Consider the following 22731-nt stretch of genomic DNA (forward strand, 5'->3'; position numbering starts at 1 on the left):
AAAATCATTTTTTCCAATTATAAATGTAATTATTTTTAAACTATTTAATGCCAAATCCTTAGGAAGCTTAAGGTTTAGCTGCTTGTTAATGTTCATTTTTTTAGCAGGTTGACATAAAACACTTCAATTGGTCTTTTTTTAACCATTTTTAACATAAGTGTCAAATTTCATTAACATTCCGTTTCATCTATTATTGACTTCATAAATTGTTACAATACAATGACCCAAGCTTTATCTCTTGTTAACGCTGGAAATGATTATGAAAAAACTTGGTTTAGCCACTGCTGTATTATTAGCCATGACCGGTGCTCATGCTTATCAATTTGAAGTTCAAGGTCAATCTGAATATGTTGACACAACTGCAAACGATAAAAACTTCACTGGTACTGCTCAAGGTACTTATTACTTCAAAAATGTTGATGCGTCTAAAGGTCCTTTAGCTGAAGCAGCTTTCTTAAACCAAGCATCTAACGTTTCTGTTGCTTATAACTATATCAAATATGATGAGAAAGACACTGTAAACGTTGAATCTCACACTTATGGTGTTAAAGGTGAAGCATACGTTCCAACTCCTTACGTACCAGTTTATGCTAGCGCATCTTACAACCACACTATCAATGATTTTAAAGATGGCGTAAGTGATGACAACGGTGACCGTTATGCATTAGAAGCTGGTGCAATGTTGTTACCTAACTTCTTAGTTGCTGTTGGTTATACAAGTGTTGCTGATCAAATTTCTTTAGATGCATTCGGTGTTAATAAATACGGAATCGCTAAAGCAGTTGGTGAATCAGTTGCTATTGATGAAAAACAAGATGCTGTAACTGCTCGTACTAAATATGTTGGAAACATTGATGGTACTAACATGGCGATTGGTTTTGAAGCATTTGCTTTATTTGCTGAAGATAATGCTTACGGTATGAAAACTGATCTTTTCCTAACTCCTAAGTTAAGCGTTGGTGCATCTTTTGCTGATGTATCTGCATTTAATTCTGGTTACGACCATGTTTGGGGCGGTCATACTCAATACTTCATCACTCCTGCTATAGCAGTTGGTGCTGATTTCGTTAAAGCAAATGCGAAAGATGGCAACCCACGTGATACACAAACTATCGGCTTAAATGCTAAATTCCGTTTCTAATTTAATTTAGAAATTGAATTCAAAAAAAGGACTCTATCGAGTCCTTTTTTTATGGTTGTTAACTTCGTACGATATTTAAGAAATGTAAATGACGCTCATACTGGTCAATAATATCCTGAATCAAATCCTCTTGAGTCCAGTCCATTACATCATAGTTTTGTCCGCCCTCTCTCAAAAATACCTCGGCTTGGAAATATTGCCCGTCTTCAGCTTCTGTACGCCCAATTAAAAAACTTGGTGGTACTGTTTCACGTGAAACAACTTTATAAATAAAATTAATTTCATGATGGTGATCGACTCGAAGTTGCATACCATCTTCAACTTCACTAATCGATACCTCAAGGTGGCGACGCTTAAACTCATGCTTAATATTTTCAAAAGCACTATAAACTTGCTTTTCAATATATTGCTTAACCTCTTCTTCACTATGTGGATAGTGCATGATTAGGCCTAAACGTTGCTGCCAGCTTCTCGGATTATGAATTGCACGTGGGGTAATTCGGGCTTCCTGAATTGCTTGCATTTTTGTGACATCAAGATGCAAAGCTTTTATTAATCCCCAGCTCATTAAAAGCATGACCACAGTAAATGGTAATGCACTCATAATGATTGAAGACTGCAATGCAGCAAGTCCACCTGCTAAAAGTAAAATAATAGCCAGCACTGCCATGAGTACTGTCCAAAACAAACGTTGCCACGTCGGTGAGTTATCAGTTTTTGCTGTTAAGTAATCAGTAACCAGTGCACCAGAGTCAGCCGAAGTTACAAAGAAAAGAATAACTAATATTGTTGCAATAACATTCATGACACCTGACCATGGCAGGTGCCCTAAGAATTCAAACAGTGCAACTGATGAGTCTTGCTGAACAGCCTGAATGAGAGTGGTTTGATGTTCATGAATAATGCTAAATAACGCAGCATTTCCTAAAAAGCCCATCCAGATAATGGTAAAGCCTGTTGGAATAAGAAGAACGCCTACAATAAACTCTCGAATGGTACGACCACGTGAAACCCTCGCGATAAACATGCCCACAAATGGTGACCATGAAATCCACCAAGCCCAATATAAAATAGTCCATCCCCCAATCCATCCATTTGGCTGATAAGCATATAAATTGAATGTCATGGTAAAAAGGTTAGATATATATTGCCCAGTGTTTTGAATAGTGGTTTGAAGTAAATAAATACTAGGGCCAGCAATGAAGACAAATACTAATAATATTAAAGCTAAAACTAGATTTAGTTCTGATAAGCGTTTAACCCCTTTATCTAGGCCTAAGAACACAGATAATGAAGCTAAAATGCTCACAAAAATAATGAGCAAAACTTGGATATTGGTACTTTGCTCGACACCAAATAAATAATGTAAACCAGAGTTAATCTGGGTGACACCAAATCCCAGAGAAGTCGCTACACCAAATACCGTACCAATGGTCGCAAATATATCAATGCTATCGCCCCAAGGACCATAAATCTTTTTACCAATGAGTGGATAAAGAGCTGAACGGGTCTTTAGAGGCAAATTATGACGATAAGCAAAATAAGCTAATGCTAAACCGACCACAGCATAAATTGCCCATGCATGTAAGCCCCAGTGGAAAAAGGTCACACGTAGAGCTTGTTGGGCTGCATCAATGGTCTGTGCATCTCCACTTGGTGGATTGACATAGTGCATGACAGGTTCAGCAACACCAAAGAACATTAGGCCAATACCCATACCCGCAGTAAACAACATGGCAAACCATGAACCGTTACTGTATTCGGGCTGACTATGGTCAGGGCCTAATTTAATCCGACCTATCGAAGAACAGGCAATATAAATCAGTAGTATAAGAAAGAAAGCAACCGATAAAACATAAAACCAGCTAAATGAATCAGTGATCCACTGTTTTAACTGCTGCGTGAGAAGTTCAAAAGAACTCGGAGCGATCACAACAACTGCTAGGAATAAAGCAATAATGATGACCGTACCCAAAAAGACATTGGGATTAACATTTGCGAACCAACTCGTTTGTTTGGAAGGCATAAATCCTCCATATTATTTTAATGAAAATGACAGGCTTAAAGCCAATAAAGACATTCAGGAATGAACAAAGTTATATCTTTCAATAGAGAAAGCCGATAATACTTTAAGTAAACTTAAATAATATTGCAGTTACAAAGGTGTAAATAAACTCAACACCTCCTTCTTTATTTATCAGAATTCTTTTTAGGTGCGTGTGAGATGTACTGTAAAGCGATTAAACGTGTAACAATTAATGCCAAGTACATAACGCCACAAAACATTTGTAACATCGCTAGAACACGTGCTGGTGGGCTAAGAGGCATGAGGTCAGACAGCCCTGTTGCTGACTGCAAACTAAAGCTTAAAAACAGTAAATCTAGCCAAGTTTGTATGTGATGGACATGGTTTGGATTTTGAAAGCTATTGGGAATTAATAGCTGACAAATGTTGTATAAAAATGCAAAACCCCAAGCGATTAGGGTAAAAACAGCTGCTGCTGCAAACAATTCATCCCGTGTTAGATATCGGTCGGCAAACATATAACGAAATAAACCATAAGCTGCCGAGAAATAAGCTAACGCTTCACAACTATGGGCAAAAATCTGGATCGTTAAATTGCTGTAGCCTAATAAAATAAAAACTGAAGATACAATTGCCCCACTTACAAATGTGAGGCCCAGAAAAGTGAACATGGGGGTCTGACGAATAACCTTAGCAATAATGAGTAAAGCGAGAACTCCCAATGCCCAAGTGAAGGTTCTATACGCCTCATTATCAAAAGTCAGCATGGCAAGAATAAGTAAAATGAACTGCACAAACAGCAACCATGCCGAAGGCAACAATCGAAAGCCTGCCCAAAACTCGATGATAGATCGCATTTAATTATTTTCCATTTTTTCTTTATGTTTTGAATTATAGAAAATCATACTGTACAAAAAATAGGATAAACAAGTTGTTCTTTATTAAGGAGCTTCTTTTGAGTAAGCCATACAAGAGAAACAAAAAAAGCCCCGTAGGGCTTTTTATGAGATGTTCAATATATTTTGATTAGTGATCCGATGCGCCAGAAGCCCCAATACCTGTCATTGAACGTACATATTGTGCATCGAAAGAAGCGCGTTCTTTTTTCGCACGTGCTGAGTTGTCAGTCACTGAGAAGAACCAGCAGCAAAGGAAAGACAATGGCATCGCAAATAATGCAGGACCGTTAAATGGATTGATTGGTGTATCAGAGATTTTTAACGTATCAACCCACACTGCTTTAGACAAGATGATCAGTACAACCGCTGTTACCAAGCCAACCACACCACCGATAACTGCACCACGTGTAGTCAAACCTTTCCAGAACATTGAAAGAACAAGTACCGGGAAGTTTGCACAACATGCTACAGAGAATGCCAAACCTACCATGAATGCTACGTTTTGTTTTTCAAACAAAATACCCAAAATCATGGCAAAGATTGCTAAACCAAGTGTTGCGATTTTTGACATACGAAGTTCAGAAGCTGGAGTCGTTTGACCTTTCTTAAATACGTTAGCGTATAAGTCGTGCGAAATTGCAGACGCACCTGAAAGTGTTAAACCAGCAACAACAGCAAGAATCGTTGCGAACGCTACTGCTGAAATGAAGCCCATGAACAAGTCACCGCCTAAAGCGTCACTTAGATGCACAGCCGCCATGTTGTTACCACCAACCAGCTCAAGCTTGCCTGACACTGCCATTTTTGCAACATCAAGGAATTGCGGGTTGTTTGATACGAACAAGATCGCACCAAAACCAATAATGAAAGTTAAAAGGTAGAAGTAACCAATGAAACCTGTTGCTACCACAACCGACTTACGTGCTTCTTTTGCATCTTTTACAGTGAAGAAACGCATAAGAATATGTGGAAGACCTGCAGTACCAAACATAAGCGCTAAACCAAGAGATAAAGCATCAATTGGATTTGCAGCAAGTTTACCTGGCCCCATAATTTTTGAAGCATCTTCAAAGCTTACGTTATGAACTTTACTAAACACTTCAATAGATTGGGTGAACATGTTGCTGAAGCTAAAACCAACCGCTTTCATCACCATGAATGCCATGAAGGTCGCACCGCTCAGTAACATGACCGCTTTAATGATTTGTACCCATGTGGTTGCCAACATGCCACCAAAAATTACATAGGCCATCATTAATAGACCAACGATGACTACAGCGATGTTGTAGTTCAAACCAAATAGCAATTTAATGAGCTGACCTGCACCCACCATTTGCGCAATCAAGTAAAACGCGACAACAACAAGCGAGCTAAAAGCAGCTAGAGTACGAACTGGTTTTTCTTCAAGACGAAATGACACAACATCGGAAAGGTTATATTTACCGAGGTTACGTAAGCGCTCTGCTACCAAGAATAAAACGATTGGCCAACCTACCATGAATCCAAGTGAATAGAGCAAGCCATCAAAACCTGAGCTAAATACCATTGCGGAAATACCAAGGAATGACGCCGCTGACATATAGTCACCTGCAATTGCCAAACCGTTTTGGAAACCACTGATTCCACCACCCGCAGTATAGAAATCTTGTGCAGATTGGGTTTGCTTTGCAGCCCATTTAGTAATGAACAGTGTGAAACCAACAAAGATGACAAACATGATAATGGCATGCCAGTTGGTTGCTTGTTGCTCTGCTTCACCTAAATCTGGGCTTGCCATAGCAACTGTTGAATATAGCGATGCTGCACCCAATAGGGCTTTCGCTTTTAATGAGTTCCATTTCATATTAGTGTAATCCTTTCTCGTGCGTGATGGCTTCAACTTCCTTCAACGCTTCTTCACTCAACTGGTCAAGGGTATTATTTGCGATATAGGAATAGACACCACAGAGTAGGAAAGATAAAACAATAATTCCTAAACCAAGCGGGATACCCCATGTCGTTACACCACCACTAAAGGAACTCATCAAAAATTCTTTGTTGTAGCCCACAAGTAGCATAAAGCCCACATACAGCACTAGCATGATGATGGTGAGCGTCCAGCTTAATGCACTTTTTTTCTTGACCATTTTTTGAAACTTTGGATTGTGTAGAATCTGTTCTACTTGGCTCTGATCCATAACCAAACTCCTTACCTAGTGCCCAACCTTGGTCACTTTTTTTTAATGTATTTTTTCATAATTAAAGTTAGCAAGATTCCAGCTTAGTCGTAACTTAGACTTTGGTCGTTAAAATTTAATCAATTTATAGCTTTGTTTCGGCTTGGGGTATGATAGACATAAGGTTTCACTTATGTAGGTCATATGAACAGCTGGCTGATTATTGGGGTTCTCACTCTTTATATTGCGCTTTTATTTGTCTGTGCTTTTTTTGGTGAGAAGCATGCCAGTCGTCTCGGCACACGTGGCCGCATGTTTTTATTTAGTTTAACTTTAGGTGTCTACTGCTCTTCATGGACATTTTATGGTGCAACTGGCGCTGCCGTACGTGAAGGCGTCATCTTCTTGCCTATTTATTTGGGTCCACTGTTATTTGTCTGGTTTGGTTATGATATCTGGCGGCGTTTAGGTCGAGTTCGCCAGCATCATGCGATTTCGTCAATCGCTGACTTTGTCGCAGCACGCTATGGTAAAAGTGGTGTACTGGCCTCATTAGTGACTATTCTTGCCGTTATTGCGATTATTCCCTATCTCGCGTTACAGCTCCGTGCGATTGCTTTAAGTACCTCTGTCATTATGGAGCAAAGCTCGCATATTCATACGACGACTAACAGCGTGTTATTGCTCACCAGTGTGCTTGCGATTTTAGCCATGATTTTTGGTACAAGGCAGATTGCAAACACAGAACAACACGGTGGACTCATGCTGGCGGTTGCATTTGAGTCATTTGTGAAGTTATTTGCCTTACTTTGTGTCGCTTTATTTTTTATTTTTGAATCACCGGCTAACCTCAGCCAAATGACCTCGGATGTAAACCAGACTTTTCAAGAAGTACAACTCTTTGGTGTCCCTGAAACTTTCTGGATTCAAACCTTACTGGCAGGCTTAGCCATTATTTGTTTACCACGTCAGTTCCACGTGGCAGTGGTTGAACTACGCGATGAAAAGCATATTCGCGGTGCTCGTAAATGGTTCGCGGTTTATCTCATTTTAACTATTCTTGCCATTATTCCAATTGCAAGTTGGGCTTTGCATGCCGCACCAAAGTTCCTGACTGTGCCCGATGTGGCTGTACTGTCCTTGCCTTTAAGTTATAACCAAGAGTGGCTCGCCTTACTGGCCTTTTTAGGCGGGTTCTCTGCATCAACAGGTATGTTACTGGTGTCATCAGTTGCTTTGTCTATCATGCTCAGTAACGACCTAATTATGCCAGCCTTGTGGCGTTTTAAGTTGCTGTCACGTCACGACAAACATTTACCTAAAGTTCTTAAATTTAGCCGTCGTATCAGTATTGTTGCGGTGATGCTGCTTGGCTTTTTATTCTTCCACTTCTTTAATGATATTAACCAACTTTCAGTATTTGGTTTACTGGCTTTTAGTGCGGTAGCACAATTTGCACCTGCACTCATTGGGGGATTGTATTGGCGAGGTGGAAGCCGCCAAGGTGTTTATGCAGGACTCATCATTGGATTTTTAATGTGGAGTTATACTTTACTATTTCCAACGATTTTACGTAGCTTGCCTGAAGCCTATCAGGATGCTGCTCAAAGTATCTTGCTTTTTGGTCCTTTTGGCATTAATGCCTTACGCCCAGAGTCTCTATTTGGTTTTGAGTCATTTGCACCTTTAACACACGGCGTGATTTGGTCGCTCGGTTTAAATATTCTTTTATATATCTGGATTTCTAAGCTTTACCGACCAAGTGTGGCCGAACAAATTCAGGCAGAAAGCTTTTTTTATTATGAAACCAAGCCGTTACCATCACCGCATACATCTACTGATTTAACCTACCTCCCCCATGATGCAGCTCGCTTAAAAGTAGGTGATTTATTTGCCTTAGCCAAAAGAATTACAGGTGAGCAACCCACTACACAAGCGTTCGAAAACTTTTGTGAGCAAAACCACCTCACCCTTAACCCAAATAGTATTGCCAATGGCATGTGGTGGCGTTTTACCGAGCAATATCTGGCAGGTATTATTGGTGCCGCTTCTGCACGTACATTGCTGACTACAGCAATGATTAATAACGGTCTCGCTTTAGGACAAGTCGCTAATATTTTAGACCAAGCCTCACAATGGCAACGTTTTAATCAGAACCTACTTATGACCATGATTGACCACATGACCCAAGGAGTAAGTGTGGTTGATAAAAATATGTGTCTGGTCGCGTGGAACAACCAATATTTAAAACTATTTGGTTATCCAAAAGACCTTGTTTATGTCGGCTGCCCAATTGCCGACCTGATTCGTTATAACGCTGAACGCGGCGAATGTGGCCCCGGTTCAGTCGAAGAGCATGTACGCAAACGTCTTCACTGGATGAAAGTCGGCAGCGCCCACGAGTTCGAACGTATCCGTAAAGATGGCCGTGTAATTCAAATGCGAGGCAACCCTATTTCTGGTGGTGGCTTTGTGACGACATTTGCTGACATTACCGCTTTCCGTGCGAACGAAGCAGTCCTTGAAGCTCGTGTAAAAGATCGAACCCAGCAGCTTGCTGATGCCTTAACAGAACAACAGCTTGCACGTGAACAAGCTGATATGGCCAATATGTCAAAAAGTCGATTTATTGCCGCGGCAAGTCACGACTTATTGCAACCTATGCATGCGGCTCGTCTGTTTAGTACTGTTCTTGAGCAAAGTATTTCGACAGAGGAAGACCGCCAAACCTTACAACAACTTGACCGAGCACTCTATGGTGCCGAAAGTATGCTGTCTGCCCTGCTCGACATCGCTCGTTTAGAAGGTGGCAGTATCCAGCCAAAAAGACAGCCTTATCCTTTGCATGATTTACTCAGTGACCTTGAGTTGCAGTTTAAATCGATCGCTGCACAGCGGAACATTTCATTAAAAGTTCATGATGTGTCGTTCTGGATTGATACCGACCCACAGTGGATCCGTCGTATTATTCAGAACTTTGTCAGCAATGCCTTACGCTATACCGCCAAAGGTCGAGTGGTGGTTGGTGTGCTTCGTTCTGCACAACAGCCGAATCATATACGAATTGGCGTTTGGGATACTGGACCAGGTATTGCTGAAGAACAACGAATTAAGCTTTTCCAAGAGTTTGAACGTTGTGGGCATTTATCACCTTGGGGTGAACAAGGTTTAGGGTTAGGGCTTGCCATCGTCCAACGTATGACAGGTTTGCTCAATTACCCAGTTCATGTGTACTCGGAGTTGGGCAAAGGCTCATGTTTTATGATTGAAGTGCCTATTGTCGAGCCACCAAAAGTTGCAACTCCGCCTGTACAAGCAGTGCCTTTAAAAACTAAAGCTTACCGTATTTTATGCTTAGACAACGATGAAACTATTTTAGAGGGTATGAGTAGTTTATTAGGTCGATGGGGTTATCAGGTGTTCAAAGCTACCGAACCTGAGCAGGCTTTAGACATTATTCAAAAAGAAAATATTCAGGTTTGGCTCATTGACCAACACTTGAATAACAACCAGCTAGGCGTGGATTTTATTAATCAAAATCGTCAAGAAGATGTTCCCGTTGCTTTAATTACAGCAGATTCTCACCCTGAGTTACCGCAGCAACTTAAAGAGCTGAATATTGTTTTACTTAAAAAACCACTTAAACCTGCCTCATTAAGAGCTTGGTTATCTGGGCTTAAAATTGCCAGCACAGCAGACTAATCTTTTTTCGCTCCTCAACCTTTTATAGGTTTGGGAGCGATTCTTGGCAAAAATGTTTGGCTAAATTTAAGCCAATAGGCAGAACTGCTCAAAAAGTTTACTTTTACCTAATAAATTATTGACCAAAATTTCCAAAGACTCTTTTTCTATGGCAAAGCCCACCTTTTTTGTAAGTGAACACGTGTACACCTAGTTACAATTTAATAAAGCATTGTTTTTATAATTATTTATTTACTAAAAACCACCATATACGACTTTAGTCGTATTCTACTTGCTTTCTGCATGACACATAAATATTCAAAACGCATTTTATTCGTCTGAAAATTTATTTTGCCTTATCGCACCCCTGCTCATGAATTAACGCAAAGGACCACTGCCATGAATATTTCTGATAACAACCCGCAAGGGCAACTTTCATCTCAACAATTTTATCGTCAATACAGTGCCAATGCCTTACTTCCAGAATTAGATTGGCAGAGTATTTTCCCACATAGCAAGCTAAGCGAAGCACATATCAAAGCACTTAACACAATTTATCAGTGTGCAGTCCCACTCGCGCTTAATGTATTTCACGATCTAAATTTTGATGTATTTGCACCTGCTGCTTATCATCCACAAGGCTTGGGCTTATTCGACAAGTTAGCGCAACAAGAAGAGAACTTCTTAAAAGTCCTTACTGCTGAAAGTGAAAATCTTGACCATGAGACACGCCATCAAATCTGGAGCATGCTACTCCGTGGTGGTGCTGTTCTGGTTTTCAAAGCTTGGCTAGGTCATGTCAAACTTGGAGAAAACCAGTTAGATATGACTCAATTTGATGAGCTTTCTGACTTGCTCTTTATTAAAACACCTCCACATCAACTTGCTGAACGTTTGCATGTAGATGAAAAAGCGAAACTTGACCATATCTTCTTAATGTATGGCAATGACATTTTCCTTGATCGATTCAACAGTCTGGAAACAGCTGCTTTGTTTGTTGATTTAGGCGTTTATGATGCAGCTTTCTTAAGCTTGCGTGATGACCGTGTAGCTGAATATTTAAAAAGCAAAGGCTATGTGACCCAAGAACAAATTGATGATTTGCAATGTGCGCTTAACCCTCTGTACTGCGACAGCCTAACACCAAAGCAAGATTGCCTTGCCTAAGTGGAACATATAAAAAAGACCTCAATTGAGGTCTTTTTTTATTTTTAGATTTTCTTATCTTCAATATTTAATGCGCTAATTGCCAATACAGCCTGAGTACGATTTTGTACGCCTAATTTTCTAAAAATAGCGGTTACATGGGCTTTAATAGTGGCTTCTGAAACATCGAGCTCATAAGCGATTTGTTTATTTAACAAGCCTTCTGCAACCATCATCAAAACACGGAATTGCTGAGGCGTTAAAGACTGAATACGTTCAGCCAAAGCAGTTTCATCTGCCGCTCGCGGGTCAAGATTAATATTTGATGGTAGGTTTGGTGGTAACCAGATTTCGCCATCTAGAACTTGACGAATCGCTTCGCCAATATGACTTGGATGAGCCGATTTAGGAATATAACCCATTGCACCATGTGCAATCGCACGTTGAATAATTGAAGCTTCTTCGTGTGCAGAAACCACAATAATAGGAATAGCTGGATATTGTGCTCTTACATAGACCAGAGCCGAAAAGCCTGAAGCACCCGGTAAATTTAAATCGAGTAATACCAGATCAGGTTCTGCCCCATTTTCCAAACGCTCATAAAACTCATCAACCGAAGCTGTTTCATGAATTTGTGCCTGTGGCAGGCTATAACGTACTGCTTGAATTAAAGCATGACGAAACAAAGGATGATCATCAACGATTAAAATATTCATAAGCGATTAAAGTAATCTTGAGCATAAGTATGGCCTATTGTAACCCTACTATTTAGATGAAAGATATGCTCATCTTATCCATTTTTATGCAAAATGTTGATAAATGCTGAACTTAGCCTCAATTTTTAGATGTTTTTACCTTTTAATCAAAATTAATCTGTTTTTTATATAAGCTTACTTTTTATTATAAAAAATATATCACCTATAATTATATGAAATAAAAACAGCAACTTAAACAAATTACAAAGTATAAAAATCAACTATTTAGGTTTTATATTTAAAACTGATAAGGTTGACCAATTTCGTTATTTTACAGTTTGCCGTCATTGTTGATTAATAAGTCCAATGTTGTTTTTTAGGCTTAGGAACCAAATCATGACTGGTATCGCATCATCAAAACCTTTAAATATTGTTGCCGTTTCTGGTGGATTAAATACCCCATCTAAAACCGAAAGTCTGGTTCAGGCCATTCTTGATGAGTTATCTGAAGCAATTGATATTAAAGTTCACTTTATTAAATTAAGTGAAATTGGACCATTATTAGGCGGTGCATTTTATCGCAACCAACTTCCACAGCGTGTACAAGATGACCTTGCAGCAGTTGAAGCAGCAGATGCTCTAATTGTCGGTACTCCTGTTTACCGTGCTTCTTTCACAGGTCTTTTCAAACACTTTTTCGACTTTGTTGAACAAACGGCATTGGTCGATGTGCCTGTACTTTTAGCTGCATCAGGCGGTAGTGATCGTCATGCACTCGTACTCGAACACCAACTCCGCCCATTGTTTAGCTTCTTCCAAGCGCAAACTTTACCAATTGGCGTATACGCGACAGATCGTGACTTTACCCCTGAATATACAGTGAAAAGTGAGCAATTAGCTGACCGTATTACCCTAGCAGTAGCGCGTGCATTACCAATTTTAGAATGGGCGCCAGCAAAAGGTAAACGTGCCGAGGTGATCAAATCTAAGACCCAGCAAGCGAATCAAGAGCTAGGTATTAACAAGCAAATTGAGCAAGAAGAAGTATTACCTTCAGCGGCTGTACCAAATCTTGATGCAGCAGAGTCTCGTTTGCATCACAAGTCTGGCAAATCATTAACGCATGTTGCCTAAGCTCAACATGGCTAAATAAAAATAACGAATGGGGAGAGCGCACCATGACGCAATTACAACAACCGATTAAATTTGCTTATTGGGTACCAAATGTAAGCGGAGGCCTTGTAGTAAGTAACATCGAACAGCGTACAGACTGGAGTTATGACTACAATGTTCGACTTGCACAGGCTGCTGAAAACAATGGTTTTGAATATGCGCTCACCCAAATTCGTTTTACGGCGGGCTATGGGGCAGAAAACCAGCATGAATCTGTGAGTTTCAGTCATGCATTACTTGCAAAAACTGAAAAACTTAAAGTGATTGCTGCGATTCTGCCCGGCCCTTGGAAACCGGCACTTGCAGCAAAACAACTCGCGACAATCGACTATTTAACTCAAGGCCGTATTGCGATTAACGTGGTGAGTGGTTGGTTTAGAGGCGAGTTTGATGCCATTGGTGAAGAGTGGCCTGAGCATGATGAACGTTATGTCCGCTCCGAAGAATTTATTCGCACGCTAAAAGGAATCTGGACCACCGACAACTATAGTTTCGATGGTAAATACTACCAGTTCCAAAACTACACGCTTAAACCGAAACCTTTGCAAAAGCCTTATATTGAAGTTTTCCAAGGTGGTAGCTCACGTGCTGCACGTGACATGGCTTCTCGCGTTTCTGACTGGTATTTCACCAACGGCAATACCGTCGAAGAAATTCAAAAACAAGTAGAAGACATTCGTACCAAAGCAAAAGCCAATAACCATCAGGTTAAAATTGGTGTAAATGCGTTCATTATTGCCCGAGATACCGAAGAAGAAGCAAAAGCAGTACTTCAAGAAATTATTGATAAAGCCAACACTGAAGCAGTAAATGCGTTTGGCGATGCAACTCGTGAAGCAGGTGCAGCTTCTCCAGAGCAACAAGGTAACTGGGCAAAATCAACTTTTGAAGATTTAGTTCAATACAACGATGGCTTTAAAACCAATTTAATTGGTACACCTCAGCAAATTGCAGAGCGTATTGTGGCGCTTAAAAATGTAGGTGTCGATTTGGTACTTTCTGGATTCTTACACTTTATTGAAGAGGTGGAATATTTCGGAGAAAAAGTGCTGCCGCTCGTTCGTCAGTTAGAACTTCAACAGGAAAAGGAGGTAGAAATCCAAGCGAAATCAGCCTAAAAAACTCCAGTTAAAACAGCGCAAGATAATAAAAACAACAAATTAAAATAAAGTTTTATTGGCTCCAAGACTCGGCTTGGAGCTTTTATTTTTTAAGGTTTCTCAACTTCTCGAACGACTGTTTCAACCGAATATCGGCACCATTTTGAAAGAACCTCAATAAATTCATTTAATGCTGCAGGTTCAAAATGACTGACTATCATATAACAAGCATTGCCCATGACTTTAAAGCATTCATCGATTTGTTCGTATTGCTTCACTAAATTTTCAATTTCTTCAAAAGCGCGTTGTTCATTTAAATGCAAATGAATAAATTGTTTATACGAATAGTGAACGGCAATGGTGTAGTTTTTGATAACCCCAGCATCCATTAATTGAGCAATTCGAGCACCCACAGCCTGCCCCGTCCGGTGAACTCGCTGCCCGATTTCTTTATTTGTCAGACGAGAATCTTGTTTGAGTAATGCAATAATTTTTAGATCAATCGGGTCTAATTCAATATTCATTTTTCATGGCGAAAGAAAACTAGCGTTAATGCTTTCATAGGACTATAGCCGATTTTACTGACAGAGAATAACCTTGTTTTATCTTATATGAACAAGAGTGTTCTCATGAAACAAGCACTGTTAGTTATCGATGTTCAAAATGATTATTTTAAAAATGGCAAAATGGAATTGGTTGGGCCAGATCAAGCGCTCGATAAAATAAAGCAGCTGGAACAATATTTTAACGAGAAAAACTTACCCATTATTTATGTGCAGCATATTAACCCGCCACAAGCCAGCTTCTTTCAAGAAAATACAGATGGAGTGTTACTTCATCCAGAACTCAGTGCTGGCAGTGATTCATTAATCGTGACAAAGCATTATCCAAACAGTTTTTTAGAAACCAATTTAAAAGAACTTTTAAAAGCACACCAAATTGAACAACTCGTGATCACAGGTATGATGACACATATTTGTATTGATTCTGGCACACGTGCAGCCAAAGAGTTAGGTTATCAGCCCATCTTAATTGCAGATGCTACCGCAACACGTGACTTAAGCTATGCTGGAAAGACTACAAAAGCAGAAGACGTACAAACAGCTTTTTTAACTGCGCTTAGTACGTTTGCAAATGTACAAAATACTGCTGACTTTTTAGCAAACGCTTAATAAAGCTTAATAAAAAAGCCCCAAATGGGGCTTTTCTTAGAGATTATTTTTGCTTATCGGGATAAACTGTGGTGATTAACTGATCTACCACAGCAGGTTCAGCCAACGTAGAAGTATCACCTAAACTATCCAGCTCATTTGCCGCAATTTTTCTTAAAATACGGCGCATGATTTTACCCGAACGGGTTTTTGGTAATGCTGGCGCCCAGTGCAGGGCATCTGGCGAAGCTACTGGCCCGAGTACTTTACGTACCCAGTTAATTAACTCTTTACGCAGTTCTTCCGACTCTGGAACACCCGCTTGTAAGGTCACAAAAGTACAAATACCCTGACCTTTAATATCATGCGGCATACCTACTACGGCTGCTTCTGCTACTGACTCATGCGAAACAAGAGCACTTTCAATTTCAGCCGTACCTAAACGGTGGCCTGAAACGTTTAAGACATCGTCAACACGACCTGTAATCCAGTAATAACCATCTTCATCACGGCGAGCACCATCACCTGTAAAATAAGTATTTTTAAAGGTCGAGAAGTAAGCTTCAATAAAGCGATCTGGGTCACCCCAAATGGTACGCATCTGACCCGGCCATGAATCTTTAATTACAAGATTACCTTCAGCCGCATCCTCTAGCTCATTACCTTCACCATCTACAATGGCGGGTTGAATACCAAATAACGGACGCGTTGCCGAACCCGGTTTTAATGCCGTTGCACCCGGTAATGGCGCAATCAAAATACCACCTGTTTCAGTTTGCCACCATGTATCAACAATCGGGCAACGGCCTTCACCAACAACGTTGTAGTACCAGTTCCAAGCTTCAGGATTAATAGGTTCACCCACTGAACCTAACAAACGCAGGCTACTACGGTTACTTTCACGTACATACGAATCGCCTTCTCGCATCATGGCACGAATCGCGGTTGGCGCTGTATATAGAATAGAGACTTTATGTTTATCGACCACATGACCAAGACGTGCCCATGTTGGATATTGAGGTACACCTTCGAACATTAAGGTGGTCGTACCATTTGCCAACGGACCATAAATCAGATAACTATGCCCTGTAATCCAACCAATATCGGCTGTACACCAATACACATCGTCTTGTTTTAAATCGAAGACTTCTTTAAAAGTACTGGTTACATAGACCAGATAACCGCCTGTGGTATGCAATACCCCTTTGGGTTTTCCTGTTGAGCCTGAGGTATAAAGAATAAATAAAGGGTCTTCTGCCTTCATTGGTTCTGGAGGACAGTCAGCATCCACCTCCATAATAATAAGGTGATACCACAAATCACGGCCTGGCTTCATTTCAATTGGGTTTGCATTGCGGTAAACCACAATTACGTTTTCAACGCACTCGGTACCCGGCAATGCTAAAGCCAAATCGACGTTTTCTTTCAGGGGTAATAGTTTGCCAGCACGTAGACTTGAGTCTGCGGTAATCACCAGTTTAGCTTGGCTGTCTTCAATACGACTTGCCAATGAGTCTGGCGAAAAACCGCCAAATACCACGCAGTGCACCGCACCAATACGAGCACAGGCTAACATGGCAATTGCAGCTTCTGTCACCATTGGCATATACAACACAACGCGGTCACCTTTACCAATGCCATATTTCTTTAAAACGTTGGCAAAGCGGCAGACTTCATCATGTAATTCTTTATAAGAAACAATTTTATGACGAGAAGGATGGTCTCCTTCCCAAATAATTGCAGGTTTATGAGGATGCTCTTTAAGATGCCTGTCCAAGCAGTTTGCTGATACGTTCAACTCACCATCAGCAAACCATTCAATCTTGAAATTGTCTTTGTCAAAACTGGTATTTTTAACTTGGGTAAATGGCTTTATCCAATCGACAATTTTAGCTTGCTCTGCCCAGAATTCATCTGGGTTCTCGATAGAGTGTTGATAACGTTTAAAGTAGTCTGCTTCAACAGTACGAGCAGTTTTTTTAAATTCCTCTGGTACTGGATAGATCTCATTCATACGCAACTTCCTTGATCTTGTGCATCCCATCTCGAGACTGTGGCTATTATTTTACTGGATCTTATTTGTATGCCTTTTCAGTATGATGACTCTCTCAAAGTCAAAACAATCCGACTTTGGTCATATATTGACCACTTACTCAAACATACGAAATTGTGAACATTTTTATAAAATTAAGTTGATTTAAAACATTTGTCTATAGCTTTTACTTTTATAATTTTTTGAAGATTTGATGGTTTTGACCATCAACAAAGATTATTTTAGCTTTTAGACGCAGCACAGGAATAAAATAATATGTTTGCCGAAACACCCTCTTCACGTCCACCACAACTTCCATTTAAAGACAGCCCGTTTTCAATTCATGGTCGCTTTAACCGCATGAGTTATTTGGGTGGTTATGGCCTAATTTATTTAGTCACCCTTATAGGTTATTTCATTTTGGCTTCATTTCTTGGAAGTTTTCAGCTTTCAAGTAATCTATTTAATTTTGAGTTTTACAGTTCTCTTTCTGGCGTAAGTGCTTTAGTGGTCTGGGCTTTTTGGCTATTTTTGATTTATTTAAATATTGTTCTCGTTGTTAGACGTTTACACGATTTAAATAAAAGTGGCTGGATGGGGCTGCTGTTATTTATTCCAGTCGTACAGTTCTTTTTCATGATCTATCTACTGCTTGCCTCTGGTACAGCAGGCACTAATCAATATGGTCCAGCTCGACCTTCAACATTTATAGAAAAACTGATGGCTTGGCTTATTTTGTTAGCTATTTTAATTAGTCTCATTTCCACAGCAGGCTTTTTTTATTATTTCTCTGGGACCGATACCCTAGAAACACCAACACAAATCTTACAAAAAGGAACGCAATACTTTTAATTAAAAAACACTTTATTATTTAGTTGAACTCATTATAGTAGGCGCACATTTTATCTCCTACTATGATGGAAGCTGAAAAATAGCTTTCATGAATTTATTCAATCGAGACTTGTCGTGGCTGATGAACAAAAATCCTTAACGGATGTTGCAAAAAATACAGGCGAACTATTGCAAGAAGCGGGTACTAAAACCACTCAAACGGTTTTAGCACATACCGAGAAATATCATGATGCCTATACCACTATCGACAAAATTGTAGATAGTTTCTGGGAACGTGTACCTTATATTTGCATTGCGATTACCGTTTTTATTATTTTTTGGCTACTGACCAAATTATTTAAATTCTTTGTGCGTAAGACTTTAGAAAATCGTTCTTATACTCGCCAAAATCTGGTTCTTGTTTTAAACCGTGTCGGCAGTACAACAATTTTATTCTTTGGTTTCTTAATTGCTCTCGTCATTATGATTCCAGGGTTCACACCGGGCCAACTCATGAGTGCCTTAGGTATTGGTTCGGTCGCAATTGGTTTTGCGTTTAAAGATATTTTCCAAAACCTACTTTCAGGTATTTTAATTTTATTGAGCGAGCCATTCCGTATTGGCGATTCAATTGTTGTGAATTCGCTTGAAGGAACTGTTGAAGATATTCAGATTCGTGCAACCTTCTTACGCTCGCCAGATGGCCGTCGTATTGTTATTCCAAACGCAACTGTTTATACAAGTGCCTTAACGGTAAATACAGCCTATCAACAACGACGCTGCGAGTTTGTGGTTGGAATTGGCTATGACGACGATGAGCAAAAAGCGAAGCAAATTATTTTAGATATTCTCAATAATGACCGAAATGTATTGAGTCAGCCTGCTTTCTCAGTTAACGTGACAGCTCTAGCCGACTTCTCGGTTAACCTTACGGTACGCTGGTGGATTAACACCACTGAGACAGATATTTCATCATCTACAAGCACTATTCAAGCCGAAGTAAAACAAGCCTTCAATGCAAATGGCATTAATATTCCTTACCCAATTCAGGAGTTAAAAATGACTGCAAATCATTTGCCATTGAATGCGGATAACTCAACTAAATAAACGACCTAAAATATAAGAAATAGACGTTTCAGTTCTTAAAATACGGTTGCCTAAGCTCACAGCTTGGCAGCCGTTTTTTGTGAGTAAATCAATTTCATAGGGAATAAAGCCACCTTCGGGACCCACGATAATACTGCAAGCATGGTCAATGTTACTTGGCATACTCTGCTCAGCATAAGGATGAGCCACATAGACAGGAGATTCTTCTGAAATGAGTGTTGGCAAAACGTCTTCAACAAAAGGTTTAAAACGTTTATACATCTGAACTTCAGGAACGATGGTGTCACCCGCTTGTTCAAGTCCAAGCGTAACGTATTGATCAATTTGTTGTAAAAAAGGGGTTTGCCAATAGCTTTTATCAACGCGATAACTATGAATTAGGCTTATCTTTTCAACACCTAAAGTCACGCTATCCATAATTAAACGGCGTAAAACCTTAGGTCTTGGCAAAGCCACAATTAAATGAACTGGAAGTTTTGCCGGTACTGCTTCTTTAAGAATGGGGCGTACACCAACTTCTTGCTCATCAATCGAAACAATTTCTGTGACATAACGTGCGCCATTACGAATACCAACTTTCAGATTTTGGCCAACCGTAATATCAAGATGTTCACGTAAATGTTGTAATTGGCGCTTTGAATGAATCGACCAGATTTCTGACTGAGTATCTTCAGGTTCTAGTAAAACAATATTCATGGTTTTTCGGCCAAATACCGGTTAATCACCCCAATATGTTTTTGCAAGGAACCTTGGTTACGCTGCAATACTTTATGCGCCTGTACCACTAACTGTTCAGTGGCTTCAGGTTCTGCCAGACAAGCCAACCAGATATCAACGACCTGCTGTGCATCTTGAGCAATCAGTACGCCATTTTCATCAATGAACTCATCAACAATTGTTTGAAAGTTGAAATAACGAGGTCCAACCACTGTAGGTACATTTAAAACCATAGGTTCTAAAATATTATGTCCACCACCCGGCTCATTTAAAGAACCGCCTACAAAGCACACCTGACTTAAGGCGTACCATAACCAAAGCTCCCCCATGCTATCAGCCAAGTAAACCTGCGTGCTGGCATGAATACTCTGCCCCATGCTTCTTCGATGAGTGACTAAATTTAAATTTTGGCAAACCTCAAATACTTCATCGAAGCGTTCAGGATGGCGCGGTACAACTATACATACCAACTCACGATCTGAATTTAAATGAGGTGCAAGTGCCTCCAAAATTTGTTGTTCTTCGGGTGCATGTGTGCTGGCAATCGTCACAACCTGACGATTTGCCAAATACCACTGCTGATGCAATTGGGCAGCTTGCTTAATAAAAACCTCAGGCGCATGAATATCAAACTTAATATTTCCAACAACCTGACTTTTATGCTCGTCTAAACCAAGCTCGACATAACGCTGACGGGTTGCACTATCTTGTGCTAGTACCCAGTCGATTTGCTTTAACATACCAGCAGTTAAACCTGAGACTTTGCTATAACCTTTTGCTGACTTTTCAGATAAACGAGCATTAAGTAACAAACAAGGCACATGCTGCAATTTGGCTTGATCGATTAAATTTGGCCAAAGCTCGGTTTCAACTAGTGCTAAAAGTCTCGGTTGGTATGACTCGAAAAATTGTTTTAAAAGCGGTTTTTGGTCTACAGGCAAATAAACCGCTTGGAATAAATCTAGATAGGGTTCTTTTAAAAAAAGTGACTTGGCACGAGCCTGACCTGTTTTTGTAGTATTGGTCACTAAAACTGGCTGCCCAAGTTTGAGATAGTGCTCAATGAGTGGCTGTGCAGCATTGGTTTCCCCGACTGAAACAGCATGAAACCAGATGGCTTTTACATTCTTCGGATCTTCAAACGGCCCAAATCTTTCCAGACATTCCTGATGATATAATTCCAGACTTTCTGCACGTCTTTTTATCCGCCAGCGATAAAACGGTTTTAATAAATGGAGTGCTGTGTTGTACCAAAATGGGGTCGCCAAGCGGTTTGCCTCAAATAGTCAAAATTTAAAAACTGGGGAAAATATAACATAGATAAAAAAAATGGCAGAGTTTCGATACCTAAAGTCTACCATATACAAGAAAAGTCATTGACTGAACTCACAAAAGAGTAAGTTCAGCAAATAATAAATTTAAACAAAATAACGATTTTATGAAGCTTCTAAAGCAGGATAGTCCGTATAACCTTCAGCGCCTTTAGCATATAAAGTTGTTGGTTGAAGCTCATTTAATGGTAGACCTTGCTCTAAACGTTGTAACAGATCTGGGTTCGCAATATAAGCCTTACCAAAAGATACCGCATCTGCCTGACCTTCACGCAAAATACGTTTTGCTGACTCTGGTGTTAGGTTCTCATTGGCAATCCATACACCATTAAATTTTTCGCGAAGTTTAGGACCAATACTATCGGCAGCTTCATACTCACGAGAGAAAATGAAAGCTACATTACGTTGACTCAATTGTTCAACCACATAACCGAATGTTGCTAACGGGTTTTCATCACCCATATCGTGTGAATCGCCACGCGGTGCAATATGTACACCTACTCGGCCAGCGCCCCACACTTCAATAAAGGCATCAACCACTTCTAATAATAAACGAGCGCGGTTTTCAACCGGACCACCATATTCATCATCACGTTGGTTGGTATTACTTTGAAGGAACTGGTCAATTAAATAACCATTTGCAGCGTGTAACTCAACACCATCAAAACCTGCTGCTTTAGCCAGCTCTGCTGAATGTTTATACTGAGCAACAACTTCTTGAATTTCTTCAATTGAAAGCGCACGTGGTTTTACATATGGGCGCTTAGGACGTAATAAACTCACTTCACCCGCAGGTTGAATCGCACTTGGTGCAACAGGAATATCGCCATCCAAAAGTTCAGGATCTGAAATACGGCCCACATGCCAAAGTTGAACTACAATTTTTGAACCTTGCGCATGAACTGCTTCAATAATCTTGTTCCACGCTTGTGCCTGCTCTTGTGACCATAGTCCAGGAGTGTCTGCATAACCCACAGTTTTTGAACCAATAACTGTTGCCTCAGTGAGAATGAGACCAGCATTTGCACGTTGCTGATAATATTCCACCATTAAGTCGTTTGGAACACGGCTTTCGCCACTACGTGCACGTGTTAATGGGGCCATTACCAGTCGATTTTTAATTTCAAAATCACCAACTGTTAAGGGAGTATTGAGTTCAGCCATGATCGCCTCGACTTACACTTTATTTGTTTTAAAGTGTTTGTTTTAAATGTTCGATATATTGCTGAATCAAAGCTTCGTTACGTGAAAAATAAGACCATTGCCCATATTTTTGGACCTGAATGAGACCGGCCTGCTGTAATACAGACAAATGATTGGACATTGTAGACTGAGCTACTTTACCCAAACGTTCAATATGACCTGCGCAAACCCCTTTTTCAAAACTACCACCACACTCTTCTACCGGTAAATAATGCGCAGGTTCTTTTAACCATTGCAGAATCTGCCGACGCAGAGGATTGGCTAGGGCTTTGCTAATTGCATCAATATCCATAGGCTCAACACGTCTTTTAAACGAACAAAGCTTCGTTCAGCATTTCGAAA

The 22731-nt window shown here is 40.1% G+C and carries 19 protein-coding genes; 8 read left to right on the forward strand and 11 right to left on the reverse strand.

Annotated features, from left to right (window positions below):
- The first annotated feature begins 259 nt into the window (after positions 1–259).
- The gene (omp33-36, locus tag RMA95_RS06445; RefSeq protein ID WP_311069930.1) at positions 260–1141 is read left to right on the forward strand and encodes a porin Omp33-36; all 882 of its coding nucleotides are present in this window, start codon (positions 260–262) and stop codon (positions 1139–1141) included.
- Positions 1142–1199: 58 nt separating this feature from the next.
- On the opposite strand, the gene RMA95_RS06450 is transcribed toward omp33-36, so the two are convergent.
- From RMA95_RS06450 to RMA95_RS06465, 4 genes are all read right to left on the reverse strand, one after another.
- Complete coding sequence (locus RMA95_RS06450; protein WP_311069931.1) at positions 1200–3167, reverse strand: choline BCCT transporter BetT; 1968 nt, start codon at positions 3165–3167, stop codon at positions 1200–1202.
- Between the two features lie 164 nt (positions 3168–3331).
- Complete coding sequence (locus RMA95_RS06455; RefSeq protein ID WP_311069932.1) at positions 3332–4024, reverse strand: ion channel; 693 nt, start codon at positions 4022–4024, stop codon at positions 3332–3334.
- Between the two features lie 169 nt (positions 4025–4193).
- On the reverse strand, positions 4194–5909 hold the full coding sequence (locus RMA95_RS06460) for a cation acetate symporter (protein WP_263614801.1): 1716 nt from the start codon (positions 5907–5909) through the stop codon (positions 4194–4196).
- A gap of 1 nt (position 5910) precedes the next feature.
- Complete coding sequence (locus RMA95_RS06465; protein WP_170248029.1) at positions 5911–6243, reverse strand: DUF485 domain-containing protein; 333 nt, start codon at positions 6241–6243, stop codon at positions 5911–5913.
- 183 nt (positions 6244–6426) lie between these two features.
- On the opposite strand from RMA95_RS06465, the gene RMA95_RS06470 reads away from it, so the two are divergent.
- Complete coding sequence (locus RMA95_RS06470; protein WP_311069933.1) at positions 6427–9924, forward strand: PAS domain-containing hybrid sensor histidine kinase/response regulator; 3498 nt, start codon at positions 6427–6429, stop codon at positions 9922–9924.
- Positions 9925–10302: 378 nt separating this feature from the next.
- Entirely contained in the window at positions 10303–11070 is a 768-nt protein-coding gene (locus RMA95_RS06475; RefSeq protein WP_311069934.1) for a hypothetical protein, read from the forward strand.
- A 44-nt stretch (positions 11071–11114) separates the two neighbouring features.
- Here the strand turns inward: RMA95_RS06475 and RMA95_RS06480 are convergent, their stop codons facing one another.
- The gene (locus RMA95_RS06480) at positions 11115–11765 is read right to left on the reverse strand and encodes a response regulator transcription factor (protein ID WP_031955588.1); all 651 of its coding nucleotides are present in this window, start codon (positions 11763–11765) and stop codon (positions 11115–11117) included.
- A gap of 375 nt (positions 11766–12140) precedes the next feature.
- On the opposite strand from RMA95_RS06480, the gene msuE reads away from it, so the two are divergent.
- Positions 12141–12878 (forward strand): FMN reductase, encoded by a 738-nt coding sequence (gene msuE / locus RMA95_RS06485; protein WP_031955587.1) that lies wholly within the window; start codon positions 12141–12143, stop codon positions 12876–12878.
- 44 nt (positions 12879–12922) lie between these two features.
- Positions 12923–14035: a dimethylsulfone monooxygenase SfnG gene (gene sfnG / locus RMA95_RS06490; RefSeq protein ID WP_311069935.1), complete on the forward strand. Its 1113-nt coding sequence runs from the start codon at positions 12923–12925 to the stop codon at positions 14033–14035.
- A 92-nt stretch (positions 14036–14127) separates the two neighbouring features.
- On the opposite strand, the gene RMA95_RS06495 is transcribed toward sfnG, so the two are convergent.
- Positions 14128–14541 (reverse strand): Lrp/AsnC family transcriptional regulator, encoded by a 414-nt coding sequence (locus tag RMA95_RS06495; RefSeq protein ID WP_263614804.1) that lies wholly within the window; start codon positions 14539–14541, stop codon positions 14128–14130.
- 105 nt (positions 14542–14646) lie between these two features.
- Here RMA95_RS06495 and RMA95_RS06500 point away from each other — a divergent pair, with 105 nt between their 5' ends.
- Complete coding sequence (locus tag RMA95_RS06500) at positions 14647–15189, forward strand: cysteine hydrolase family protein (RefSeq protein ID WP_311069936.1); 543 nt, start codon at positions 14647–14649, stop codon at positions 15187–15189.
- Positions 15190–15232: 43 nt separating this feature from the next.
- Here the strand turns inward: RMA95_RS06500 and acs are convergent, their stop codons facing one another.
- Positions 15233–17182 carry an acetate--CoA ligase gene (gene acs, locus RMA95_RS06505; RefSeq protein WP_311069937.1) on the reverse strand — a complete coding sequence of 650 codons (1950 nt, stop codon included), beginning with the start codon at positions 17180–17182 and terminating at the stop codon, positions 15233–15235.
- Positions 17183–17476: 294 nt separating this feature from the next.
- On the opposite strand from acs, the gene RMA95_RS06510 reads away from it, so the two are divergent.
- Together RMA95_RS06510 and RMA95_RS06515 are read left to right on the forward strand one after the other, a co-directional pair.
- Entirely contained in the window at positions 17477–18052 is a 576-nt protein-coding gene (locus RMA95_RS06510) for a DUF805 domain-containing protein (protein WP_311069938.1), read from the forward strand.
- Between the two features lie 114 nt (positions 18053–18166).
- On the forward strand, positions 18167–19138 hold the full coding sequence (locus tag RMA95_RS06515; protein WP_311069939.1) for a mechanosensitive ion channel family protein: 972 nt from the start codon (positions 18167–18169) through the stop codon (positions 19136–19138).
- Here the strand turns inward: RMA95_RS06515 and RMA95_RS06520 are convergent.
- The 4 genes from RMA95_RS06520 to RMA95_RS06535 form a co-directional block, all read right to left on the reverse strand.
- On the reverse strand, positions 19127–19834 hold the full coding sequence (locus RMA95_RS06520) for a 16S rRNA (uracil(1498)-N(3))-methyltransferase (RefSeq protein ID WP_311069940.1): 708 nt from the start codon (positions 19832–19834) through the stop codon (positions 19127–19129). The genes RMA95_RS06515 and RMA95_RS06520 overlap by 12 nt on opposite strands.
- Positions 19831–21123 carry a 3-deoxy-D-manno-octulosonic acid transferase gene (locus RMA95_RS06525; RefSeq protein ID WP_311069941.1) on the reverse strand — a complete coding sequence of 431 codons (1293 nt, stop codon included), beginning with the start codon at positions 21121–21123 and terminating at the stop codon, positions 19831–19833. The genes RMA95_RS06520 and RMA95_RS06525 overlap by 4 nt, the downstream gene beginning before the upstream one ends.
- 168 nt (positions 21124–21291) lie before the next feature.
- Entirely contained in the window at positions 21292–22350 is a 1059-nt protein-coding gene (locus RMA95_RS06530; RefSeq protein WP_311069942.1) for an alkene reductase, read from the reverse strand.
- A gap of 28 nt (positions 22351–22378) precedes the next feature.
- A complete protein-coding gene (locus tag RMA95_RS06535) occupies positions 22379–22681 on the reverse strand; it encodes a helix-turn-helix transcriptional regulator (protein ID WP_002053977.1) in 303 nt (100 codons plus the stop codon).
- Positions 22682–22731: the final 50 nt, after the last annotated feature.

Source organism: Acinetobacter sp. V110_1 (assembly GCF_031798975.1).
Taxonomy (GTDB): domain Bacteria; phylum Pseudomonadota; class Gammaproteobacteria; order Pseudomonadales; family Moraxellaceae; genus Acinetobacter; species Acinetobacter nosocomialis_A.

Coding starts and splice junctions, on each gene's coding strand:
- RMA95_RS06465 (WP_170248029.1), bottom strand. CDS start 6,243: ATGGATCAGAGCCAAGTAGAACAGATTCTACACAATCCAAAGTTTCAA.
- RMA95_RS06535 (WP_002053977.1), bottom strand. CDS start 22,681: ATGGATATTGATGCAATTAGCAAAGCCCTAGCCAATCCTCTGCGTCGG.
- RMA95_RS06470 (WP_311069933.1), top strand. CDS start 6,427: ATGAACAGCTGGCTGATTATTGGGGTTCTCACTCTTTATATTGCGCTT.
- RMA95_RS06455 (WP_311069932.1), bottom strand. CDS start 4,024: ATGCGATCTATCATCGAGTTTTGGGCAGGCTTTCGATTGTTGCCTTCG.
- omp33-36 (WP_311069930.1), top strand. CDS start 260: ATGAAAAAACTTGGTTTAGCCACTGCTGTATTATTAGCCATGACCGGT.
- RMA95_RS06480 (WP_031955588.1), bottom strand. CDS start 11,765: ATGAATATTTTAATCGTTGATGATCATCCTTTGTTTCGTCATGCTTTA.
- RMA95_RS06500 (WP_311069936.1), top strand. CDS start 14,647: ATGAAACAAGCACTGTTAGTTATCGATGTTCAAAATGATTATTTTAAA.
- RMA95_RS06495 (WP_263614804.1), bottom strand. CDS start 14,541: ATGAATATTGAATTAGACCCGATTGATCTAAAAATTATTGCATTACTC.
- msuE (WP_031955587.1), top strand. CDS start 12,141: ATGACTGGTATCGCATCATCAAAACCTTTAAATATTGTTGCCGTTTCT.
- RMA95_RS06520 (WP_311069940.1), bottom strand. CDS start 19,834: ATGAATATTGTTTTACTAGAACCTGAAGATACTCAGTCAGAAATCTGG.
- RMA95_RS06460 (WP_263614801.1), bottom strand. CDS start 5,909: ATGAAATGGAACTCATTAAAAGCGAAAGCCCTATTGGGTGCAGCATCG.
- sfnG (WP_311069935.1), top strand. CDS start 12,923: ATGACGCAATTACAACAACCGATTAAATTTGCTTATTGGGTACCAAAT.
- RMA95_RS06530 (WP_311069942.1), bottom strand. CDS start 22,350: ATGGCTGAACTCAATACTCCCTTAACAGTTGGTGATTTTGAAATTAAA.
- RMA95_RS06510 (WP_311069938.1), top strand. CDS start 17,477: ATGTTTGCCGAAACACCCTCTTCACGTCCACCACAACTTCCATTTAAA.
- RMA95_RS06475 (WP_311069934.1), top strand. CDS start 10,303: ATGAATATTTCTGATAACAACCCGCAAGGGCAACTTTCATCTCAACAA.
- RMA95_RS06450 (WP_311069931.1), bottom strand. CDS start 3,167: ATGCCTTCCAAACAAACGAGTTGGTTCGCAAATGTTAATCCCAATGTC.
- acs (WP_311069937.1), bottom strand. CDS start 17,182: ATGAATGAGATCTATCCAGTACCAGAGGAATTTAAAAAAACTGCTCGT.